This is a genomic window from Bacillus sp. BPN334 (assembly GCF_008368885.1).
GTDB lineage: Bacteria > Bacillota > Bacilli > Bacillales > Bacillaceae_G > Bacillus_A > Bacillus_A wiedmannii.
Genome location: NZ_QOZW01000003.1, coordinates 20555 through 37740, shown reverse-complemented (window position 1 = coordinate 37740; position 17186 = coordinate 20555). Strand labels below are relative to the sequence as shown.

Below are 17186 nucleotides of genomic sequence, written 5' to 3'. Positions count from 1 at the left end.
AAACGCAAGGAAATCCATATGAATTGTCAGCAACTTGGATTGAATCAATAGAAGAATAAACCAAGAATGGCAGGATTTTAAGATAATAATACAAGGAGTATATTATGAAATTAGAACCGCTTTATGCAGAAAACATTATAGTAGCCGTCATATATAAAAATGAGTTTAGATGGTATGTAACAGATAAAGAACTATGGTTTTTAGATTATAATAAATTAGATAATGCATATAAAAATTTAGGTATAAGCATTGAAGATAATGACGAAACGGAAGAAAGAAATGGAATAAAAGTATTAGATCATGAAAATGTAGAAGTATTTTTAGTAAGGATTAATCAATATAAAACAACTAAAGAAGAATTAAATTATTTACTACTTGAAAATATTAAAAGGAAAAATGCAGGAGAAGATCTATTAGATTTTAGTCCAATCTTATTAATTAACTTTGATAATAAAATACTATATTCAATGTTTCCAGAACCGGCATCATACGAAAACTATGTACCAAAAGATTGGAGTGGTACATATGAAGATTTCACTGAATTCATACCTACATCAGAGAAATATTGGATAGATAAGTTTAATAATAATCTACTTTTACTATAATTTAAGTAGGAAATAGTGATGATAGTATAAGAATTTATTACCTTAATAGAGCTTATGAGATTAATAGAGAAGTAAATAGAGTCACTAAAGCCAGAAATAAAGGAGTAAAATAGTCATGAAATATCCATATAGTTTTGAAGTGCTTAACAGTAGTGATTTAGTTATGAGACTTCCTCAAGAAATTAAACTTGTTGAAACTTTTTTAGGAATTGAAGTTACATCTTTTGGAGATTGGATTTTAGAAGAAATACATAATGTTTTAAACGGAGAAAAAAATTATATAGTAGTAAATGGCAACATTTGCAGTTTAGAAATTCGGAACGACACAACTACTGTGTTAGACAATTTAGCCGAAGATGGTAAAGGAGAATATTGTGAGATTGAAACAATGGAATTGGTAGAATTAATTCATATTTGGTTAAATAAACGAAAAGAATATAAGAAAGATAAAAAATAAAGGAGTGTAATAATTTAAATAGCTGGCCTCTTCATGAGAAGTCGACTTTATTTTTTATTCATATACATTTTATTCACAAGGCGTATTAATATATGTTCCAAACTTTACGCGTAGGGTTTCCTACGCTATTTATTTTGCTCATTGAGGTCAATCTTTCCTTCTCCTCTTCTACTTTTACCGACGATACTATTCTATATCAAGACATATTTCACATAAAAAGAGAAATCATTATTTACCATATTGCCCTTAGTTACTGAAACAATTATACTAGATGTAACCAGAATAAATAATCTGAATATTCTTAGAATTAAAGGTAATAGTTTTATACTCGCACATAGAGAGGTACGTTCTATTTTTCACCAAATAGATTAGAAAACGATAATAACACATTAGGAGGATTACGATGCACCAGCTTGATTCATTACATCCCATTATAGAAAAAATAATCAACAATATTGAAAAATTAATGGTTGGAAAACGAAAAGAAACGATCTTAGCTTTGACAGCTCTCTTAGCTGAAGGTCATGTACTATTAGAAGATGTTCCTGGCGTTGGGAAAACAATGTTAGTACGTGCTCTTTCTAAATCTATTGATGCTGATTACAAGCGCATTCAATTCACACCTGATTTACTGCCGTCAGATGTAACAGGTGTTTCTATTTATAATCCGAAAGAGCTCCAATTTGAGTTCAAACCTGGACCAATCATGGGGAATTTTATACTTGCTGATGAAATTAATCGTACATCTCCAAAAACACAATCTGCCTTACTTGAAAGTATGGAAGAAGGCAATATTACAATAGATGGCAGGACAAGACCGTTACCAAAACCGTTCTTTGTAATGGCTACACAGAATCCGGTCGAATATGAGGGAACATACCCTTTACCAGAAGCACAGCTCGATCGTTTCTTATTAAAACTAAAAATGGGGTATCCTACACCAGAAGAAGAATTTGAAATTTTAAACCGGATGGAAAAAACAAATCCCATCTCCCATTTACAAGCTATTACAACAATAGAAGAATTACTTTATTTACAACAAAGCGTACGGGAAATAAGCATGGACAAAGCAATCAAGCATTACATTGTAAAGCTTGTTAGTCAGACTCGTTCTTATAGTTCTATACAACTAGGTGCAAGTCCACGTGGCTCGATTGCTTTAATGAAAGCTTCACAAGCTTATGCATTCATCCATGGCAGAAATTATGTTATTCCAGACGATGTTAAATTTTTAGCTCCTTACGTATTGGCTCACAGACTCATTCTAAAAATGGAGGCAAAATTTGAAGGGATAATAGGAGAACAAGTTATTGCAAAAATCGTTGCACGAACTACCGTTCCGACTCAAAGGAAGATGAACCTTTGATGAAACGGATACTACGAGCACTCTATCATTTTACTAAGTTATCACTTATTCCGTTATGCCTAGTCTTAACATTTGTATACGCTATGCTTCAAGGAGGATTTGTAAGTTGGTTTTTGTTTTACAGTATGATTCCTATTGGACTTTATTCACTACTGCTTCCCTTCTATGCTTTACGGAACGCCGAGGTAAAACGAATAACAAATCAAGACGAATATGTAGCAGGAGAACCATTTTTAAGTACGATTACAATAAAAAGAAGTTTTCCTTTTCCCTTACTTTATTTAATTATAGAAGATGTACTGCCATCACAATTTACAAATTGTAAACAAACAAAGATGAATAAAGTAATACTCTTTCCAGGATTGAAACGAAATATTTCGTTTCAATATGCAATTGATACAATCCCTAGAGGAGAGCACTCTTTTTCAAGCGTACGTGTCAAAACTGGTGATTTATTCGGTATGATGGAGAAAGAAATAACTTTTTCAGTTCCAGATACATTTTTAGTCTATCCCCAGTATGTAGATATAACATATCGACAAATGGAAAATCATTTCGAACAAGGAGCACTTTCAGCAAATATAAATTTAGTAAAAGACTCTACCATTTCTGTCGGTGTGAGAGACTATAAACCTGGTGACCGCTTTTCATGGATTGATTGGAAAGCAACTGCCCGAACAAACAACATTATGACGAAAGAGTTTGAACAACAGCGCAGCCATAATATTATGATATTCATGGACAGAACCCCATCCCCTCTATTCGAATCAGTCGTCACATTTACTGCCTCTATTGTCAGGTCTGTCTTGAAGCAAAATTCACCTGCGTCATTCGTATCTGTCGGAAAAGAACGAACTTTTTTCCCTTTAGACAATGGAGATAGTCAGTTGCATCAAATCTTTTGTCATTTAGCGAAAGTACAAGCAGATAGTGTATTCCCGCTCTCCCGAAGTGTAGAAATGGAATTAAGAAAAATTTATGAGCCCGTCACGATTATACTCGTGACAAGCGATCTATCTCCCGATATTCAAAAGGCGGCTGACTATGCTGCTGTTAAAAATAGAAAATTAATGGTGTTTGTCGTAAAAGAAAAAGCAAATCAACTCTCACATCGAGAACTCAGTATTCTAGAAACTCTACAAAAACGAAAAATATTTGTAAAAGCGGTTTATGGAAACCAGTATACAAACGTGTTTTTTGAGGTGAACAAATGATAACATTCCAGGCAAAAAAACAATTGGATATGAATAGATTCTTTATGCATGCGTGTGCATTTTTACTTTTATTAGAATGGCTAAGGCCTCTTATAGGTATTACAAACGTAGGTAGATTAGATATTTTTGTAATATTTATAGGAATTTGCCTCACTCTCTCTTTTTTTCAAACAAGATGGCAGATTCCAATAAAGATCATCACGATTTTATTCATCATTCATTTCCTGTATTATAAAAATGCTTTTATAAATCCATCTTGGCTAACGAAATTTTTTACTGATATTTCTCGAAATTTCTCCCTGTTATTTCAGGGGAATTTACTAGATATCTCTCCAGTTTTTCCAACACTTTTATTTTTTTTATCATTTTGGTTTTTGAGTGCTTTCATCTCTTTTTGGATGATTCATAAAAAACGCGGTTTGTTATTTCTTATATTGACTATTATTTATATCACCGTTTTTCATAACTTACATTTATACAATGCAAACTACGCTATTATTCGTACTGTTGTCATCGGCTTTATTATGCTTAGTCTTCTTCGCATAGAACGAATAAAAGAGCTGGAACACTTACAAAATTATGCTAGAGAAATCTCAAAATTACTTAGACCTCTTACAGTATTTATTGTATTGTCAGCAACCATCGCATACTTCGCTCCAAAATTTGGTCCTCAATGGCCAAACCCAATGGATTTTTTAAAATTCAACACATCCGAAGCAAGTAAAAAACAAGAAGTTTCTAAAATTGGGTATGGTTTAGATGACTCGAGATTAGGCGGTCCTTTTAAGGCTGACCCTACAATTGTTTTCACAGCACAAACGCAAAATAAACAATATTGGAGAGTTGAAACGAAAGATTTTTATACCGGAAAAGGCTGGGAAATTTCTGAAAATCAAAAAAAGATTTCTTTTAAAAATAAAAACGACGTCGTGAGCTGGTACGAACAACATACAAAAACGGAAACAACTAAGGCAACAATCAACATGCAAAAAAGTTATCCTCACCTTACCTATCCAGCAGGGTTAATATCTGTTGAGGCTTCTTCTAATGTAGAATACAGCATTGACCCATTTACAGAAAAAATCTATACGATGGACGGAGACTCCTCTACTACTTTACATTCATATAAAGTAACGTATGAGATTCCCGAGTTTTCCATAGAAAAATTGAAAGCTGTAAAGACAAATGAAGGCCAAGAAACAAATCCTTATTTCATGACAAAATACACGCAACTTCCCGAATCATTACCGCAGCGAGTAAAAGACTTAGCTGCTAATCTAACAAATGATACAGACAACCGATATGATAAAGTATTAGCTATTGAAAACTACTTTACCGACCATTCTTTTGTATATGAAACAATGAATGTCTCGTTCCCTGCCAAAAACCAAGATTATGTTGATCAATTTCTTTTCGATACAAAAAGTGGCTACTGTAATAATTTTTCGACGTCTATGATCGTGTTACTTCGTTCTGCCGGTATTCCTGCTCGCTGGGTAAAAGGTTATACTGAAGGAACTCTTGATAATACGCTTGCCTCTGCAGAAGGTGAGGATGTTTATAAAATCGCGAACGATAACGCACACTCTTGGGTCGAAGTATATTTCCCTGGATACGGATGGATTCCATTCGAACCAACAAAAGGATTTACGAATCCCTATAATTTTACAAATAATACGCCTGCTCCTACTACACAAAATAGCGAAGAAACTAATTCTCAAAACGCGCAAATGCACAAAAGAAACAATGAAGCAAAGCTCAAAAGTTTAATAGAAGATACAGAAGAAACTCCTACTAAAAAGATTACAACTGCTAAAAATAGATTTTCTTGGTGGTACATATTCCTCTCTTCGATACTAATTAGTATTATAGGATACACTCTCTTCGCTACTAGAATGAAATGGATTACATTTTTTATCATTCTTTTCTATAAATACCGAAAAGATGATGCTGTTTATAACAAAGCTTATGGCGCACTTTTAAAACAATTTGCGCGAACCGGTATACCACGTGGGGAAAGTCAAACGTTCCGAGAATACGCTCTCCACATCGATACACTTTACAACTCGGCCGATATGCAACAACTTACTTTCAGTTATGAGAACGCTATGTATCAAAAAGGACAGGCTGCAGTAGAATGGAAAAAATCCGTACACTTATGGGAAATTCTTATGAAAAAAGCAGCTTCTCCGCCTAAATCAAATGACTTCCATTCAGCGATTTAATCTTGATAATGTGAGTTAAAAGAAAAAGCCTCAAAGAACAACATTGTTCTTTGAGGCTTTTTTTAATAAAGTGAAACTCCTAGTTATTCTCCAAGTACCTTCTCAATCTCAACCTCTAAATCCACCGGTTTCGTTTGTGGCGCAAAACGCCCTACTACTTTCCCGTCTTTTCCGATTAAAAACTTAGTAAAGTTCCATTTCACTGCTTTCATACCTAGTAAACCTGGTGCTTGTTCTGTCATGTATGTATAAAGCGGATGTGCCTTATCACCTTTCACATCAACCTTTGCAAACATCGGGAAATTTACACCGTAGTTTAATTCACAAAAACTAGTAATATCCGCTTCTGTACCTGGTTCTTGTCCTCCGAATTGGTTACAAGGGAAACCGAGTATTTCTAGTCCTTGGTCTTTATATTTATCATATACTTCTTGTAATCCTTTATATTGCGGTGTAAAACCACATTTGCTAGCTACATTTACAATAAGAAGTGCTTTTCCTTCGTAATCTTTTAACGATTTATCTTCTCCTGTTATCGTTTTAGCTGAAAAATCATAAATTGTCATTGTCCTTGCTCCTCTCTTCACTATCATTCTATGTTTATACTATACTACATTCATGAATATACAGCTCTTTTTACGTACTTACACCCTCAAATGATAGCGCTTTATTTCCGTTCGAAAATTCGACACAAACTACTAGACTTTTATGATGGAAAGTTTTACAATTAAATTGTGAACAAAATGTGACAGTTTATATTCCATTATAAAAGAAAAGGATGGTGTTCATTATGAAAACTGCACAACATGAAATGATTTCAAATCGCGAGTTTTATTTCGTACTATATATGATGTTATTGTATGTGATTGGCTGGGTAATCGATGTAAATGGTTTATTTTTAAGCTCCTACTTTAATTTAGCAGGAGAAATTATGCTTCCAATCGTTGGTGGCATAGTTGGACTGTTCTTTATGTCTATCAATAAAGAACAAACGAAATAACAACACTTTAAAAAGGCAGAAGACGAGCTTTCGTTTTCTGCCTTTTTCTATTTTAGCGTATAATAGAAACATGCAGTAACTAAGGAGTGGTAATGATGAAAAAAGTAGAGCAATTATCTTCTCACCTATATCTTATTGATGATTTCGATTTACAACATAACGAACGAACTGGTACGTACGTTTTATTAGGTGACGATATTACTTTAATTGAAACTTGTGCAGCCCCTTCTCTTCCGTATATTTTAGACGGCTTACAACAATTACATATTGATTTAAGCGATGTAAAAAACATTGTTGTTACACATGTTCATTTAGATCACGCCGGGGCTGCTGGTTTAATGATGGAAAAGTGTCCACATGCTACTTTATATGTGCATTCTCGCGGTGCTCGTCATATGATTGATCCAACAAAACTCATTTTAGGCGCAAAAGCTGTATACAAAGAAGATTTCGATAAACTATTTGATCCAATTCTTCCTATAGAAGAAGAGCGTGTTCGTATTGTACAAAATGGTGATACGTTAAAAATCGCCGAAGACCGTACACTTACATTTTACGATACACCGGGTCATGCTAAGCACCATATTAGCATTCACGATTCATTAACAAATGGCATTTTTACAGGCGATACAATAGGAATTTACTATAGAGAACTCGCAGACCTTGGTGTAGAACTATATTTACCATCAACGTCCCCTTCACAATTCCAACCAGATGCGATGCTTGCTTCTAAAAATCATATTCAAAGTATGAATGTAGATACTATTTATTTCGGCCATTACGGTGCATCATCCAATGTTACAGAAGTATATAACCAACTGGAACATTGGTTACCTATTTTCGTTCATACTGGTAAAGAGGTCTTTGAACAGTATAATGATTTCGATGAGGCTACTAAAGCATTACAAACTGTATTAATGGATAAGATCTCTTCTCACCTTACAAAATTAAAGGTTCCATCAGATCATTCCGTTTATAACATTTTACATCTAGATATAGAAATTAGCGCGATGGGCATTATAGATTATTTCACGAAGCAAGAAAAAGTAAATTCCACTATTAACTAACAGTAAAAGAAGAGATATACAACAGTAGTTATTGTATATCTCTTTTTTCTTTGAATATATTTTTAATAAAGGATGGTGGAATGCAATGCAAAAAGTGATGCTATACCTCTGCTTTACATTATTTATCGTCTTATTATTATTTGTCGGAGTGAAAATTCAATTTTATTTAGATACAGACGCTCAGGTAAACTTTAACGTGTATCCAAGGTTATTCTACTTTACACTCTTCCCTCTTATAGTCGGCATTTTATTACGATTCCTTCAATCGATTAATCGCGAAACGAGTAAACAAAACTGGAGCTTTCAACCGGATAAGTTTATCGCTATTACAGTGCCTACAATATTAATTTCCTTTTCCCCAGCTCTACTCTTTTCACCACTTGGCCAATACCTACCTTATTTAGCTAATATTATTCTTATAAATACAACTTTTGTTACGATAATTAGTTTAATAGCTGGTTATTCCCTTTTAGATTGTTTTATACAAAAAGATAAGGAAAATAGTAAGGAATATAACTAAGTGATTTCCCACTTTCACTTTATTAAGCAAATCAAGATAATTCTGCCCTGACTTGTATGCAAAAGAAACTAATGTTCAATTTTTAAGTGTCGTTGGTTATGGTGGTTTATTTATTAGTACAATACTTCTTGTAAGAGTTGCTATACATGCGGTAAGGAAACTTAAGTAATAACAAAACGAGTATGAAATCGCATAGAATTTATACTCGTTTTTTATTGTTCATATATTTAATTGACAATAGGAAATTTATGTTAAACTAAAGAAAGTCGTGCACTAAATCAAAATACATTTCAAACAAGGGGGACTTATTATGAAATTAGGGACTTTCTCGTTTCTAACGTTTCTCGCAAGTATATGTTCTTTCTTTGTTTTAAGAGGACCTAATGCGAATTTAACATTAATTATTGTGCTTCTAAGTATTCTTTCATTGCTCGGTATTCTTTTTGCAATCGCATCAAAGAATTGGCTTTTTAAAATAGTTGGTTCGGCATTAAATGGAGTAATACTAGTATTTGTATATTTCTTATTGCTAGCAAAAGGAATTGGTGGTTAATATATTTACGTTTTAATAAGAGAAGCTCAAAGCTACGAGCTTTCTTACTTATCGCACCTTTTCATCTACATACTCCATAAACTGCTCTGCTTTCATAAATCTTTCTTTGTACGCCTCAGGTATATCTTCTACTTTTATTCCACCAGTTGATTTAGTCTTCACTCGTACTATTTCATGTGTCATTAAAGCTTCCATATAGCGATCAAACTCTTCTTGCGTTAATATTTCTTTACTAGATTTATGACCATTTAATTTATCAAAGTATGGTTGAAGGCCCATACTTACCTTTTTCATTTCTTCTCTTTTTTCTGGTGATAATTGATCATAATCAATATTACCGTTCGAATCCCCGTACGCAAGCTTTGCATTTGTTAATTTTTTTAGTTCTTTTGTAAATTCTTCATATTCCTTCGCACCCATTTCATCTTTCGCTTCTGACAATTTTGCATTAAAACGCATATATGCTTCTAACGTCATTGCTCCAGCATGTTTTTTTAAATTCTCAAACGATCCGTATATACCATCCGCCATAATAGATTGATACGCAAAACCAGTCGTTGGGAGTAAAAATGCTGCCGCAAGCACTCCTGCGATAAGGCGCTTCTTCCTTTTATTCCCCCCGCGATTCATTTTAATCTGAACAATTACTTTCTCTTTTAAATCCGGTGGGGCGATAATCCCCTTCGCTTCTTCTTGTATAGATTCTCTAACTCTACATTCTAAACTCATTTCACATTCCCTACCTCTCCTAAAAAGATTTCTTCTACTTGCTCTTTTTGACGTAGTTTCTTTAATGCCGCATGAATTCTAGACTTCACTGTACCGATTGGAATATGTAATATGTGTGCTACTTCTTCTTGTGAATAATCGTGTAAGTATCTTAAGATAATAACTTGCTTCAATTTATACGGTAATTTATGTATAAGTTCGATTAGTTTTTGGTTTGATATTTTACTTACAATATCGTTAGAAAAATCAATTTGTACTGGTTTTCTTTGCTCTTCTGCTTTTTTCACAATACGTAGTCGCATCCACCTCTTTCTTCTGTAAGAATGAATTTGTTTAATCGCAAGTCCGATTAGCCAAGGACGAAATAGCTTCTCATTATCATATTTACGAAGCGATTCATATAGCTGTATGTATATTTCTTGAACGACATCATCTACATCCGTTTTATCACCTATTAAAAAATGTGCTGTTTTATATACTTCTTGAATCGTTTTATCATACAATTCGCCATACGCTTCTTTATTGCCTGATAAAGTTAATTGGATTAAATTTGTATACAATGTTTCATCCTTCATTTACCTTCCCTCCTTTGTCTTACACTATATATTGGCAAGCAATTGAGATTTCGTTCGATTTTTTCAAAAGTTTTTTATATAAATTAATATAATGATTGAATGAATTCATAAGCTTCACTTATAGCTTTGCATAACTATTATATAATTTTCCAATTTCTAATGACGATTTAAAATGATTTATATAGTCAAATTAAGGAGGATATATATGATGAAAGCTATCATTGTAACGTCGTTCGGTGGTCCTGAAGTGATGAAATATACAGATGTAGATATGCCAGCTATTTCAGAAGATCAAGTTTTGATTCGCGTTGTTGCTACTAGTGTAAATTTCGCCGATATTAAATCCCGTTTTGGTAAAAAAGGAAATAAAGCACTACCTTTTATACCAGGGATAGATGCCGCTGGTATTGTAGAACGTGTCGGTTCTCATGTGAAAAATATTTATCCTGGACAACATGTCATTGCTTTTCCTCAAAATGGATCTTACGCAGAATACGTTGTCGCAAACGAAAACCTTACTTTCGTTTTACCTGATAAAGTCGATTTTCAAACTGCAGCTGCTTGTCCGATTGTATCTTTTACAGGCTATAATTTACTCGCAAATGTTGCAAGGCTTCAACAAGGCGAGTCTGTACTCATTCATGCAGCGGCTGGTGGAATTGGTACGACAGCAATTCAACTTGCTAAACTATTAGGGGCTGGAACAATTATCGGTACTGTTGGAAATGAAGCGAAAGGTAAAATCGCTTTAGATGCTGGAGCTGATTATGTTATTTGTCATCAAGATGAGGGTTTTGTAGAGAAAATCAATGCGCTGACAAATGGCGAAGGGGTCGATGTAATTTTAGATTCTATTTCTGGAACGGTTTCGGAAAGAAGTTTAAAATGTCTTGCTTATTACGGTCGCCTCGTTCATTTCAGTAATGCAAGCGGTGAAATTGGTAACTTTCAAACGAAAGATTTACACGCAAGTTGCCGCTCTATACTCGGTTTTAGCTTCGGCACTACACGAAAAAAACGTCCTGAACTCCTCCAAGAAACTGCAAATGAAGTTTTCCGCTATTTGCGTGACGGAAGTTTACAAATTAAAGCCACGAAATCTTTTCCACTTCAAGATGCAGGGAAAGCACATGAATGGGTCGAAAGTAGAAAAAGTACAGGGAAAGTAATACTAACTGTTCAGTCCTCTTCCTGAAATGAATACTTGAAACCGAGGTGTCATTCATGGGATCACGAATTATGCATGCTATTATCGCTAACAGGATTGCCGAGAAATTATCTATTCAAGATAAAACTTCTTTCATACTTGGAGGTGTGGCCCCTGATGCGGTTCATTCAGCAGAAGAAAAAGGAACTTCACACTTTTACGCTGGCACAACGAAAAACTATACGAGAAGGATAGATTTCAATTCTTTTTTTCAAAAATATAAAGCTCATATGGATTCCCCTTTTCTTCTTGGCTATTACACCCATCTCATTGCCGATGACAATTGGCTAAGTGGCTTTTTTCTACCATGGCTAAAAAATAGAATAGAAAATGACGAAACGATCGCACCTATGTACTATAACGATTTTAAATTGTTAAATGCAAAGTTGCTTCATCATTATGATACAGAACAGCAGCTCTTCTCTCTTCTCAACCAAGAGGCTCACATTGTGGATATTGAAGAAGTTTCTAAAGAAAACATATTAGCTTTTCGGAAGTATCTTTTTGAAGATATGTTGTATCCGGAGCAACATTTGCATGAAGACTTACAAGTATTTACGTTTAATCAAATCATTGGTTATATTGAGACAGCTATTGAAAAAGGCGTATTTTATATTAATCAACTCTCTAATGAAAAATCCACTTCAAACATGTAATCCCCCTCAATATATTTGAGGGGGATTTTCACATAGCAATATTATTATTTGTTCTTTTCCATAACCGCAAAATAATTGCCTTCACTATCAGCAAAGTTAAATACTTTACCAGAAGGCATAGTTACCATTTCACCAACAGTAACATTTTTATTTTTTAAATCTGTATATAATTGATCAAGATTTTCTGAGAAGAACATTAAAGATGGTGTACCAAGATTTAATTCTGGGCTCATCTTAGAAATAACTTCTTTGTTATGTAGTATGATACTCGTTTCTGCACCGTTAGTCGGAGCGATTTCAATCCATCTCATTCCTTGCTTGTTATCTTCCTCTGCAACTACATGAAACCCTACCTTTTCCGTCCAAAAATTTACTGCCTCATCTTGATTATTTACATACAACATAATTTGTCCAACTTTATGGATCATTTCATTTCCCCCTAATGGTTTTTATATTCTATGTAGGTTTCTACAGGTGCTACCGTTATTCCTTTTGAATTTATATGTACTTCTTTGCAAAATTTATCGACTGACTCATCCCATCCAATTCGTCAAAGTAATCATTTCTTTCAATCATGTTATATCCGTCGAATCTAATTTCATCTAATACCTTGAAGAATATATCGAAATCCACTTCACCATTTCCTGCTGCTACTTCTATATACTTACTCGAACTATCACTTTTTACTTCTTTACAATCTTTAATATGAGTTTGTACTATATAATCTTTTAATAGTAATAAACCTTCTACCGGATTTTCATTTACATTACTTATTAAATTTGCTGGGTCAAAGTTAACCGCTAGTCCTTTTGAATTTATATTTTCTAAAAATCTTTTTAACACTATCGCTTTTTCAGAACCAGTCTCAATTGCGAAAATCCCTCCAAATTTGAGTGCTAATTCCCCTATCTCATAACAAACTCGTTCCATTTTATTATAATACTCACTTTTTTCATCATCTGGAATTCCCCCGATATGAGCTGTTATTATCTTTGCTCCTAGCTCCAAACCTCTGTCAGTAATGTATTTAAACTGATCTATTTCACTGTCAACTTCCGTTCCCACAATTCCATTTTCTCCAAAGCTAATTGCTAATGATGGAACCTTTATTCCATTAAAAGATAAGCTTTTCTTTAAAGTATTCCATTCTACCCTTGGAATATTAGCTAAGTTGAAGTTCTTATTCATAGCATATAATTGAATACATTCTACATTCCATTCTCTCGCCTTATTTATTCCTTCATTTACTTCAATATGTTTCGTATTTAAAAACATTCCTAATTTCCTATCCATATATGTACCTTCTTTTTATTATTTCGCATCAGTTTAATATTCGACTCTCTTTATATTACTTCCTTGTACAAAACTAAATGAGAAATAATTTACCTTTATCGATATTTCTTATAATATAGGTACATTTAAATTCCCTTTGTTATTGAATTACAAACAAAAAAGACGTAACTACAAATAGTTACGTCTCCCTAATTATTTATCTAGGTTTTTTCTTCCCAGTAAATGCTGGTTTCTTTTTCTTTGGTGCTTTCGGTTTCGTTTCTACAAATGATCCGTTGAACATTTCTTGCTTCGTAAACACGATACCTAATTTTTTTGCAAATTGAAGTAATTTACGCTCTTCTTGTTGTGTTACAAGAGAAACGACAGTTCCTTCTTTACCCATACGTCCTGTACGTCCTGAGCGGTGAATATATTGGTCTACTGTGTCTGGTAACTCCAAGTGGATTACATGTGTTAAATCATCGATATCTATTCCACGTGCTGCAATATCAGTAGCAAGTAGAATTTCTAATTTCCCGCTGCGGAAAGCACGCATCGTTGCTTCACGCTCTTGCTTACTTGCCTCTGAATGAAGAGCTGCTGCTTTCATTTTACGGAATTGCAATTTCTGAGTAATTTCATCTAAACGGAATGGGTCATTTAAGAAAGCAACAGCTTTTACATCGCCCATATGCATAATTCTTCTTACGTAATCATTTTTTTCGCGTCGCTCACAAATGATATACGTATGCTCAACTAGGCTTTTTGACTCTGCACGTGTTATACGTACTAATTGTGGTTCAACTGCTAAATCACGTGCAGCATCTTCTGCCGCTTTTGTAATTGTCGCCGAGAAGAATACTAATTGACGATCTCGCATTGTAGATTTAATTACATCTTGTACTGCGCCCATCATCTTTTGTTTTACAATTTGATCAAACTCATCAAATACAATCGTTTTTACTTCATGCATCTTTAGCTTTTTCATTCGAATTAATTCTAAAATACGTCCTGGTGAACCGACAATTACTCTCGGGTGTTTCTTTAATTTTTCAACTTGGCGCTTAATATCTGCACCACCAATTAAAGATGCCCCTGAAATTTCAGTCCCTGCTGTAAACTTTTGAACCTCTTCGTGAATTTGCATGACAAGCTCACGTGTTGGCGCTAAAACAACAACTTGTGGTTGTTTTACTTCAGGATTGATTTTATGTAAAAGGGGTAATAAGTACGCTAATGTTTTTCCTGTTCCAGTTGGAGATTCAGCTATAACGTCTTGTCCTTCTAAAATAGTTGGAATCGCTTGTTTTTGAATTTCAGTTAATTCTTTAAAACCAGCCTTCTCCCAAGCTTGTTGTAAAAATGGTTGCATATCTTTTATCATTTGTTTTTCTCCTTTATCTCTATTTTTGAAGAAAATGTTGTATTGTTCGCACCGTTTCTATCATGTGTGAAATAACAGCTATTAAATCATCAACATGGTCTTCTGTAATCGCTTTTTGAAATAGAACCTCTACCTTATTATGATATGAAATCGCTTGCTTATTATATTCGTATGAAATTTTCTGCGTAATCATTCTTTCTTTTCCCCATATAGAATGCATGAAAGTTTCAATTTCTTCACACACTACCTCTGGCTTTTCTATCGGGAATGAAAATGCTAACTTCATTTCACAACCTGGTGTAAATTGTGGTACTTCCAATATTTCACCAGACAAGTTCTTTGCATCTACAGATAGTGAAAATGTTGCTTTTACTACCGGTTCGAACGGTTCTGTTAATTGAAATGAAATATGGTATATACGACTTAATGAGGCAAGGTCCATCATATCTTTTCGATCTGTTACAAGAATATCTCCATGTAAATCAAAATCATAAACAGCACCTTCTACGATTACTTTTAAATTATCAAAAGCAGTTGGATCAAACATAATTTCCTCCAAAAAACAGGCGCCTTTCGATGGAAAGGCGCCACTTGATGTATATATAGTTTACAGATAAACGAGATGAATTACAACCTTTTAGAATAAACCTACTGCTTTTCCATCTTCATTTACATCCATTTGTAGTGCTGCTGGCTGTTTTGGAAGGCCTGGCATTGTTAACATTGTTCCTGTTAACGCAACGATAAACCCTGCACCAATAGATGGTTTTAGCTCACGAATTGTAACGATAAAGTCAGATGGACGACCTAATTTTGTTGCATCGTCAGAAAGAGAGTATTGTGTTTTAGCCATACAAATTGGTAGGTTACTCCATCCTTCTCCTTCATATTGAGCTAATTGCTTACGTGCTTTCGGAGCAAACTCAATATCTTTTGCACCGTACACCTTTTGAGCAATTGTACGAATTTTTTCTTCTAATGGTAATTCTAATTCATAAAGTGGTGCGTAGTTGTTCTCACCTTTTTCGATTTCTTTTAATACTTTTTCAGCAAGGTCAACTCCGCCTTGGCCACCTTTCTCCCAAACTTCCGTTAAGGATACTGCATAGCCACGCTCATTGCACCACTCTTGTAAGTATGCAACTTCTGCATCTGTATCTGTAATAAATTTATTAATTGCAATTACGAAAGGTACACCGAAGCTTTGAATTGTTTCAACATGCTTCTGTAAGTTTTCCATACCTTTTGCTAATGCGTCTACATTTTCTTCTTTTAATTGATCTTTTGCTACGCCGCCATGCATTTTAAGCGCACGGATCGTCGCAACAATAACAACTACTTCTGGTTTAATGCCAGCTGCACGAGCTTTAATATCTAAAAACTTCTCTGCACCTAAATCAGCACCAAATCCAGCTTCTGTAATAACATAATCACCTAATTTTGCGGCCATTGTTGTAGCGATAACACTGTTACAACCGTGAGCGATATTCGCAAATGGTCCACCGTGAATGATAGCTGGTGTATTTTCTAACGTTTGCACTAAGTTTGGTTTTAATGCGTCTTTTAATAATAATGTTAATGCACCTTCTACACCTAAATCTTTAACCGTTACAGGTTGATTTGCAAAGTTATAAGCAACTACGATGCGAGATAGACGCGCTTTTAAATCTTGAATATCTGTTGCAAGGCAGAATACGGCCATAATTTCAGATGCCACTGTAATATCGAAACCGTCTTCACGTGGTACACCTTGAACTGGTCCACCAAGACCAATTACTACGTTACGTAGGGCACGATCATTTAAGTCAACACAGCGTTTCCAAACGATTTTACGCGTATCAATCCCAAGTGTGTTTCCTTGTTGGATATGATTATCAATAAACGCCGCTAACGCGTTATTAGCAGTTGTGATCGCATGAATATCTCCAGTAAAGTGAAGGTTAATGTCTTCCATAGGTACAACCTGTGAAAAACCACCACCTGCTGCTCCGCCTTTTAGTCCCATCGTTGGTCCAAGAGATGGTTCGCGAAGTGCAATTACTGTTTTCTTACCAATTTTATTAAAAGCTTGACCTAAACCAACTGTTACTGTTGATTTACCTTCTCCAGCTGGAGTTGGGTTAATCGCTGTTACTAAAACAACTTTACCGTCTTTCTCATCCTGTAAGCGCTTAAAAATGTCAAGAGATAACTTACCTTTATAATGTCCGTATGGCTCTAATTCATCTTCTAAAATATTTAATTCAGCTGCAATTTCTTGAATCTTCTTCATACTCGCTTCTTGTGCGATTTCAATGTCGGATTTAACTGTTGTAGTAGTTGTCATATACCCTAGTCCCCCTTTAATTGGTTC

19 protein-coding genes are annotated in these 17186 nt (G+C 34.4%); 11 read left to right on the top strand and 8 right to left on the bottom strand.

The features are described from left to right. The first annotated feature begins 104 nt into the window (after positions 1-104). From DN393_RS01935 to DN393_RS01915, 5 genes are all read left to right on the top strand, one after another. Complete coding sequence (locus DN393_RS01935) at positions 105-605, top strand: hypothetical protein (protein WP_044797210.1); 501 nt, start codon at positions 105-107, stop codon at positions 603-605. Positions 606-720: 115 nt separating this feature from the next. Further along, a complete protein-coding gene (locus DN393_RS01930) occupies positions 721-1062 on the top strand; it encodes a hypothetical protein (RefSeq protein WP_064473978.1) in 342 nt (113 codons plus the stop codon). Positions 1063-1465: 403 nt separating this feature from the next. Further along, positions 1466-2428 (top strand): AAA family ATPase, encoded by a 963-nt coding sequence (locus tag DN393_RS01925; protein ID WP_064473979.1) that lies wholly within the window; start codon positions 1466-1468, stop codon positions 2426-2428. Beyond that, entirely contained in the window at positions 2428-3642 is a 1215-nt protein-coding gene (locus DN393_RS01920; protein ID WP_064473980.1) for a DUF58 domain-containing protein, read from the top strand. Before DN393_RS01925 ends, DN393_RS01920 begins: the two co-directional genes overlap by 1 nt. Next, positions 3639-5867, top strand: a complete 2229-nt coding sequence (locus DN393_RS01915) for a transglutaminase TgpA family protein (protein WP_064473981.1) — start codon at positions 3639-3641, stop codon at positions 5865-5867. The genes DN393_RS01920 and DN393_RS01915 overlap by 4 nt, the downstream gene beginning before the upstream one ends. Before the next feature lie 83 nt (positions 5868-5950). Here DN393_RS01915 and bsaA read toward each other — a convergent pair whose 3' ends face one another. After that, complete coding sequence (bsaA, locus tag DN393_RS01910; RefSeq protein WP_064473982.1) at positions 5951-6433, bottom strand: glutathione peroxidase; 483 nt, start codon at positions 6431-6433, stop codon at positions 5951-5953. Between the two features lie 224 nt (positions 6434-6657). On the opposite strand from bsaA, the gene DN393_RS01905 reads away from it, so the two are divergent. The 4 genes from DN393_RS01905 to DN393_RS01885 all read left to right on the top strand — a co-directional run bounded on the left by DN393_RS01905 (position 6658) and on the right by DN393_RS01885 (position 9007). Then, entirely contained in the window at positions 6658-6867 is a 210-nt protein-coding gene (locus DN393_RS01905; RefSeq protein WP_149173277.1) for a DUF3925 family protein, read from the top strand. 95 nt (positions 6868-6962) lie between these two features. Continuing rightward, positions 6963-7934 (top strand): MBL fold metallo-hydrolase, encoded by a 972-nt coding sequence (locus DN393_RS01900; protein ID WP_149173276.1) that lies wholly within the window; start codon positions 6963-6965, stop codon positions 7932-7934. Between the two features lie 85 nt (positions 7935-8019). Next, positions 8020-8454 (top strand): hypothetical protein, encoded by a 435-nt coding sequence (locus tag DN393_RS01895; RefSeq protein ID WP_120340661.1) that lies wholly within the window; start codon positions 8020-8022, stop codon positions 8452-8454. A gap of 310 nt (positions 8455-8764) precedes the next feature. Next, positions 8765-9007, top strand: coding sequence for a hypothetical protein (locus tag DN393_RS01885; protein ID WP_098274960.1), 243 nt, complete (start codon positions 8765-8767; stop codon positions 9005-9007). 48 nt (positions 9008-9055) lie between these two features. Here the strand turns inward: DN393_RS01885 and DN393_RS01880 are convergent, their stop codons facing one another. Next, on the bottom strand, positions 9056-9736 hold the full coding sequence (locus DN393_RS01880) for a DUF3600 domain-containing protein (RefSeq protein ID WP_149173274.1): 681 nt from the start codon (positions 9734-9736) through the stop codon (positions 9056-9058). Beyond that, positions 9733-10311 (bottom strand): sigma-70 family RNA polymerase sigma factor, encoded by a 579-nt coding sequence (locus DN393_RS01875; protein WP_149173273.1) that lies wholly within the window; start codon positions 10309-10311, stop codon positions 9733-9735. The genes DN393_RS01880 and DN393_RS01875 overlap by 4 nt, the downstream gene beginning before the upstream one ends. Positions 10312-10519: 208 nt before the next feature. Between DN393_RS01875 and DN393_RS01870 the strand changes: the two genes are divergently transcribed. Both DN393_RS01870 and DN393_RS01865 read left to right on the top strand, forming a co-directional pair. Continuing rightward, positions 10520-11506 carry a quinone oxidoreductase family protein gene (locus tag DN393_RS01870; RefSeq protein WP_149173323.1) on the top strand — a complete coding sequence of 329 codons (987 nt, stop codon included), beginning with the start codon at positions 10520-10522 and terminating at the stop codon, positions 11504-11506. Positions 11507-11535: 29 nt separating this feature from the next. Next, positions 11536-12174, top strand: a complete 639-nt coding sequence (locus DN393_RS01865; protein WP_061672518.1) for a zinc dependent phospholipase C family protein — start codon at positions 11536-11538, stop codon at positions 12172-12174. 44 nt (positions 12175-12218) lie between these two features. Here the strand turns inward: DN393_RS01865 and DN393_RS01860 are convergent, their stop codons facing one another. The 5 genes from DN393_RS01860 to DN393_RS01840 all read right to left on the bottom strand — a co-directional run bounded on the left by DN393_RS01860 (position 12219) and on the right by DN393_RS01840 (position 17159). Continuing rightward, the gene (locus DN393_RS01860) at positions 12219-12602 is read right to left on the bottom strand and encodes a VOC family protein (RefSeq protein WP_064056645.1); all 384 of its coding nucleotides are present in this window, start codon (positions 12600-12602) and stop codon (positions 12219-12221) included. Positions 12603-12672: 70 nt separating this feature from the next. Further along, the gene (locus DN393_RS01855) at positions 12673-13467 is read right to left on the bottom strand and encodes a sugar phosphate isomerase/epimerase family protein (protein ID WP_149173272.1); all 795 of its coding nucleotides are present in this window, start codon (positions 13465-13467) and stop codon (positions 12673-12675) included. A gap of 196 nt (positions 13468-13663) precedes the next feature. After that, positions 13664-14833 (bottom strand): DEAD/DEAH box helicase, encoded by a 1170-nt coding sequence (locus DN393_RS01850; RefSeq protein ID WP_000588609.1) that lies wholly within the window; start codon positions 14831-14833, stop codon positions 13664-13666. Positions 14834-14852: 19 nt separating this feature from the next. Further along, positions 14853-15380 (bottom strand): hypothetical protein, encoded by a 528-nt coding sequence (locus DN393_RS01845; protein ID WP_000460226.1) that lies wholly within the window; start codon positions 15378-15380, stop codon positions 14853-14855. Between the two features lie 90 nt (positions 15381-15470). Continuing rightward, positions 15471-17159: a formate--tetrahydrofolate ligase gene (locus DN393_RS01840; protein ID WP_149173322.1), complete on the bottom strand. Its 1689-nt coding sequence runs from the start codon at positions 17157-17159 to the stop codon at positions 15471-15473. Between the last annotated feature and the right edge of the window lie 27 nt (positions 17160-17186).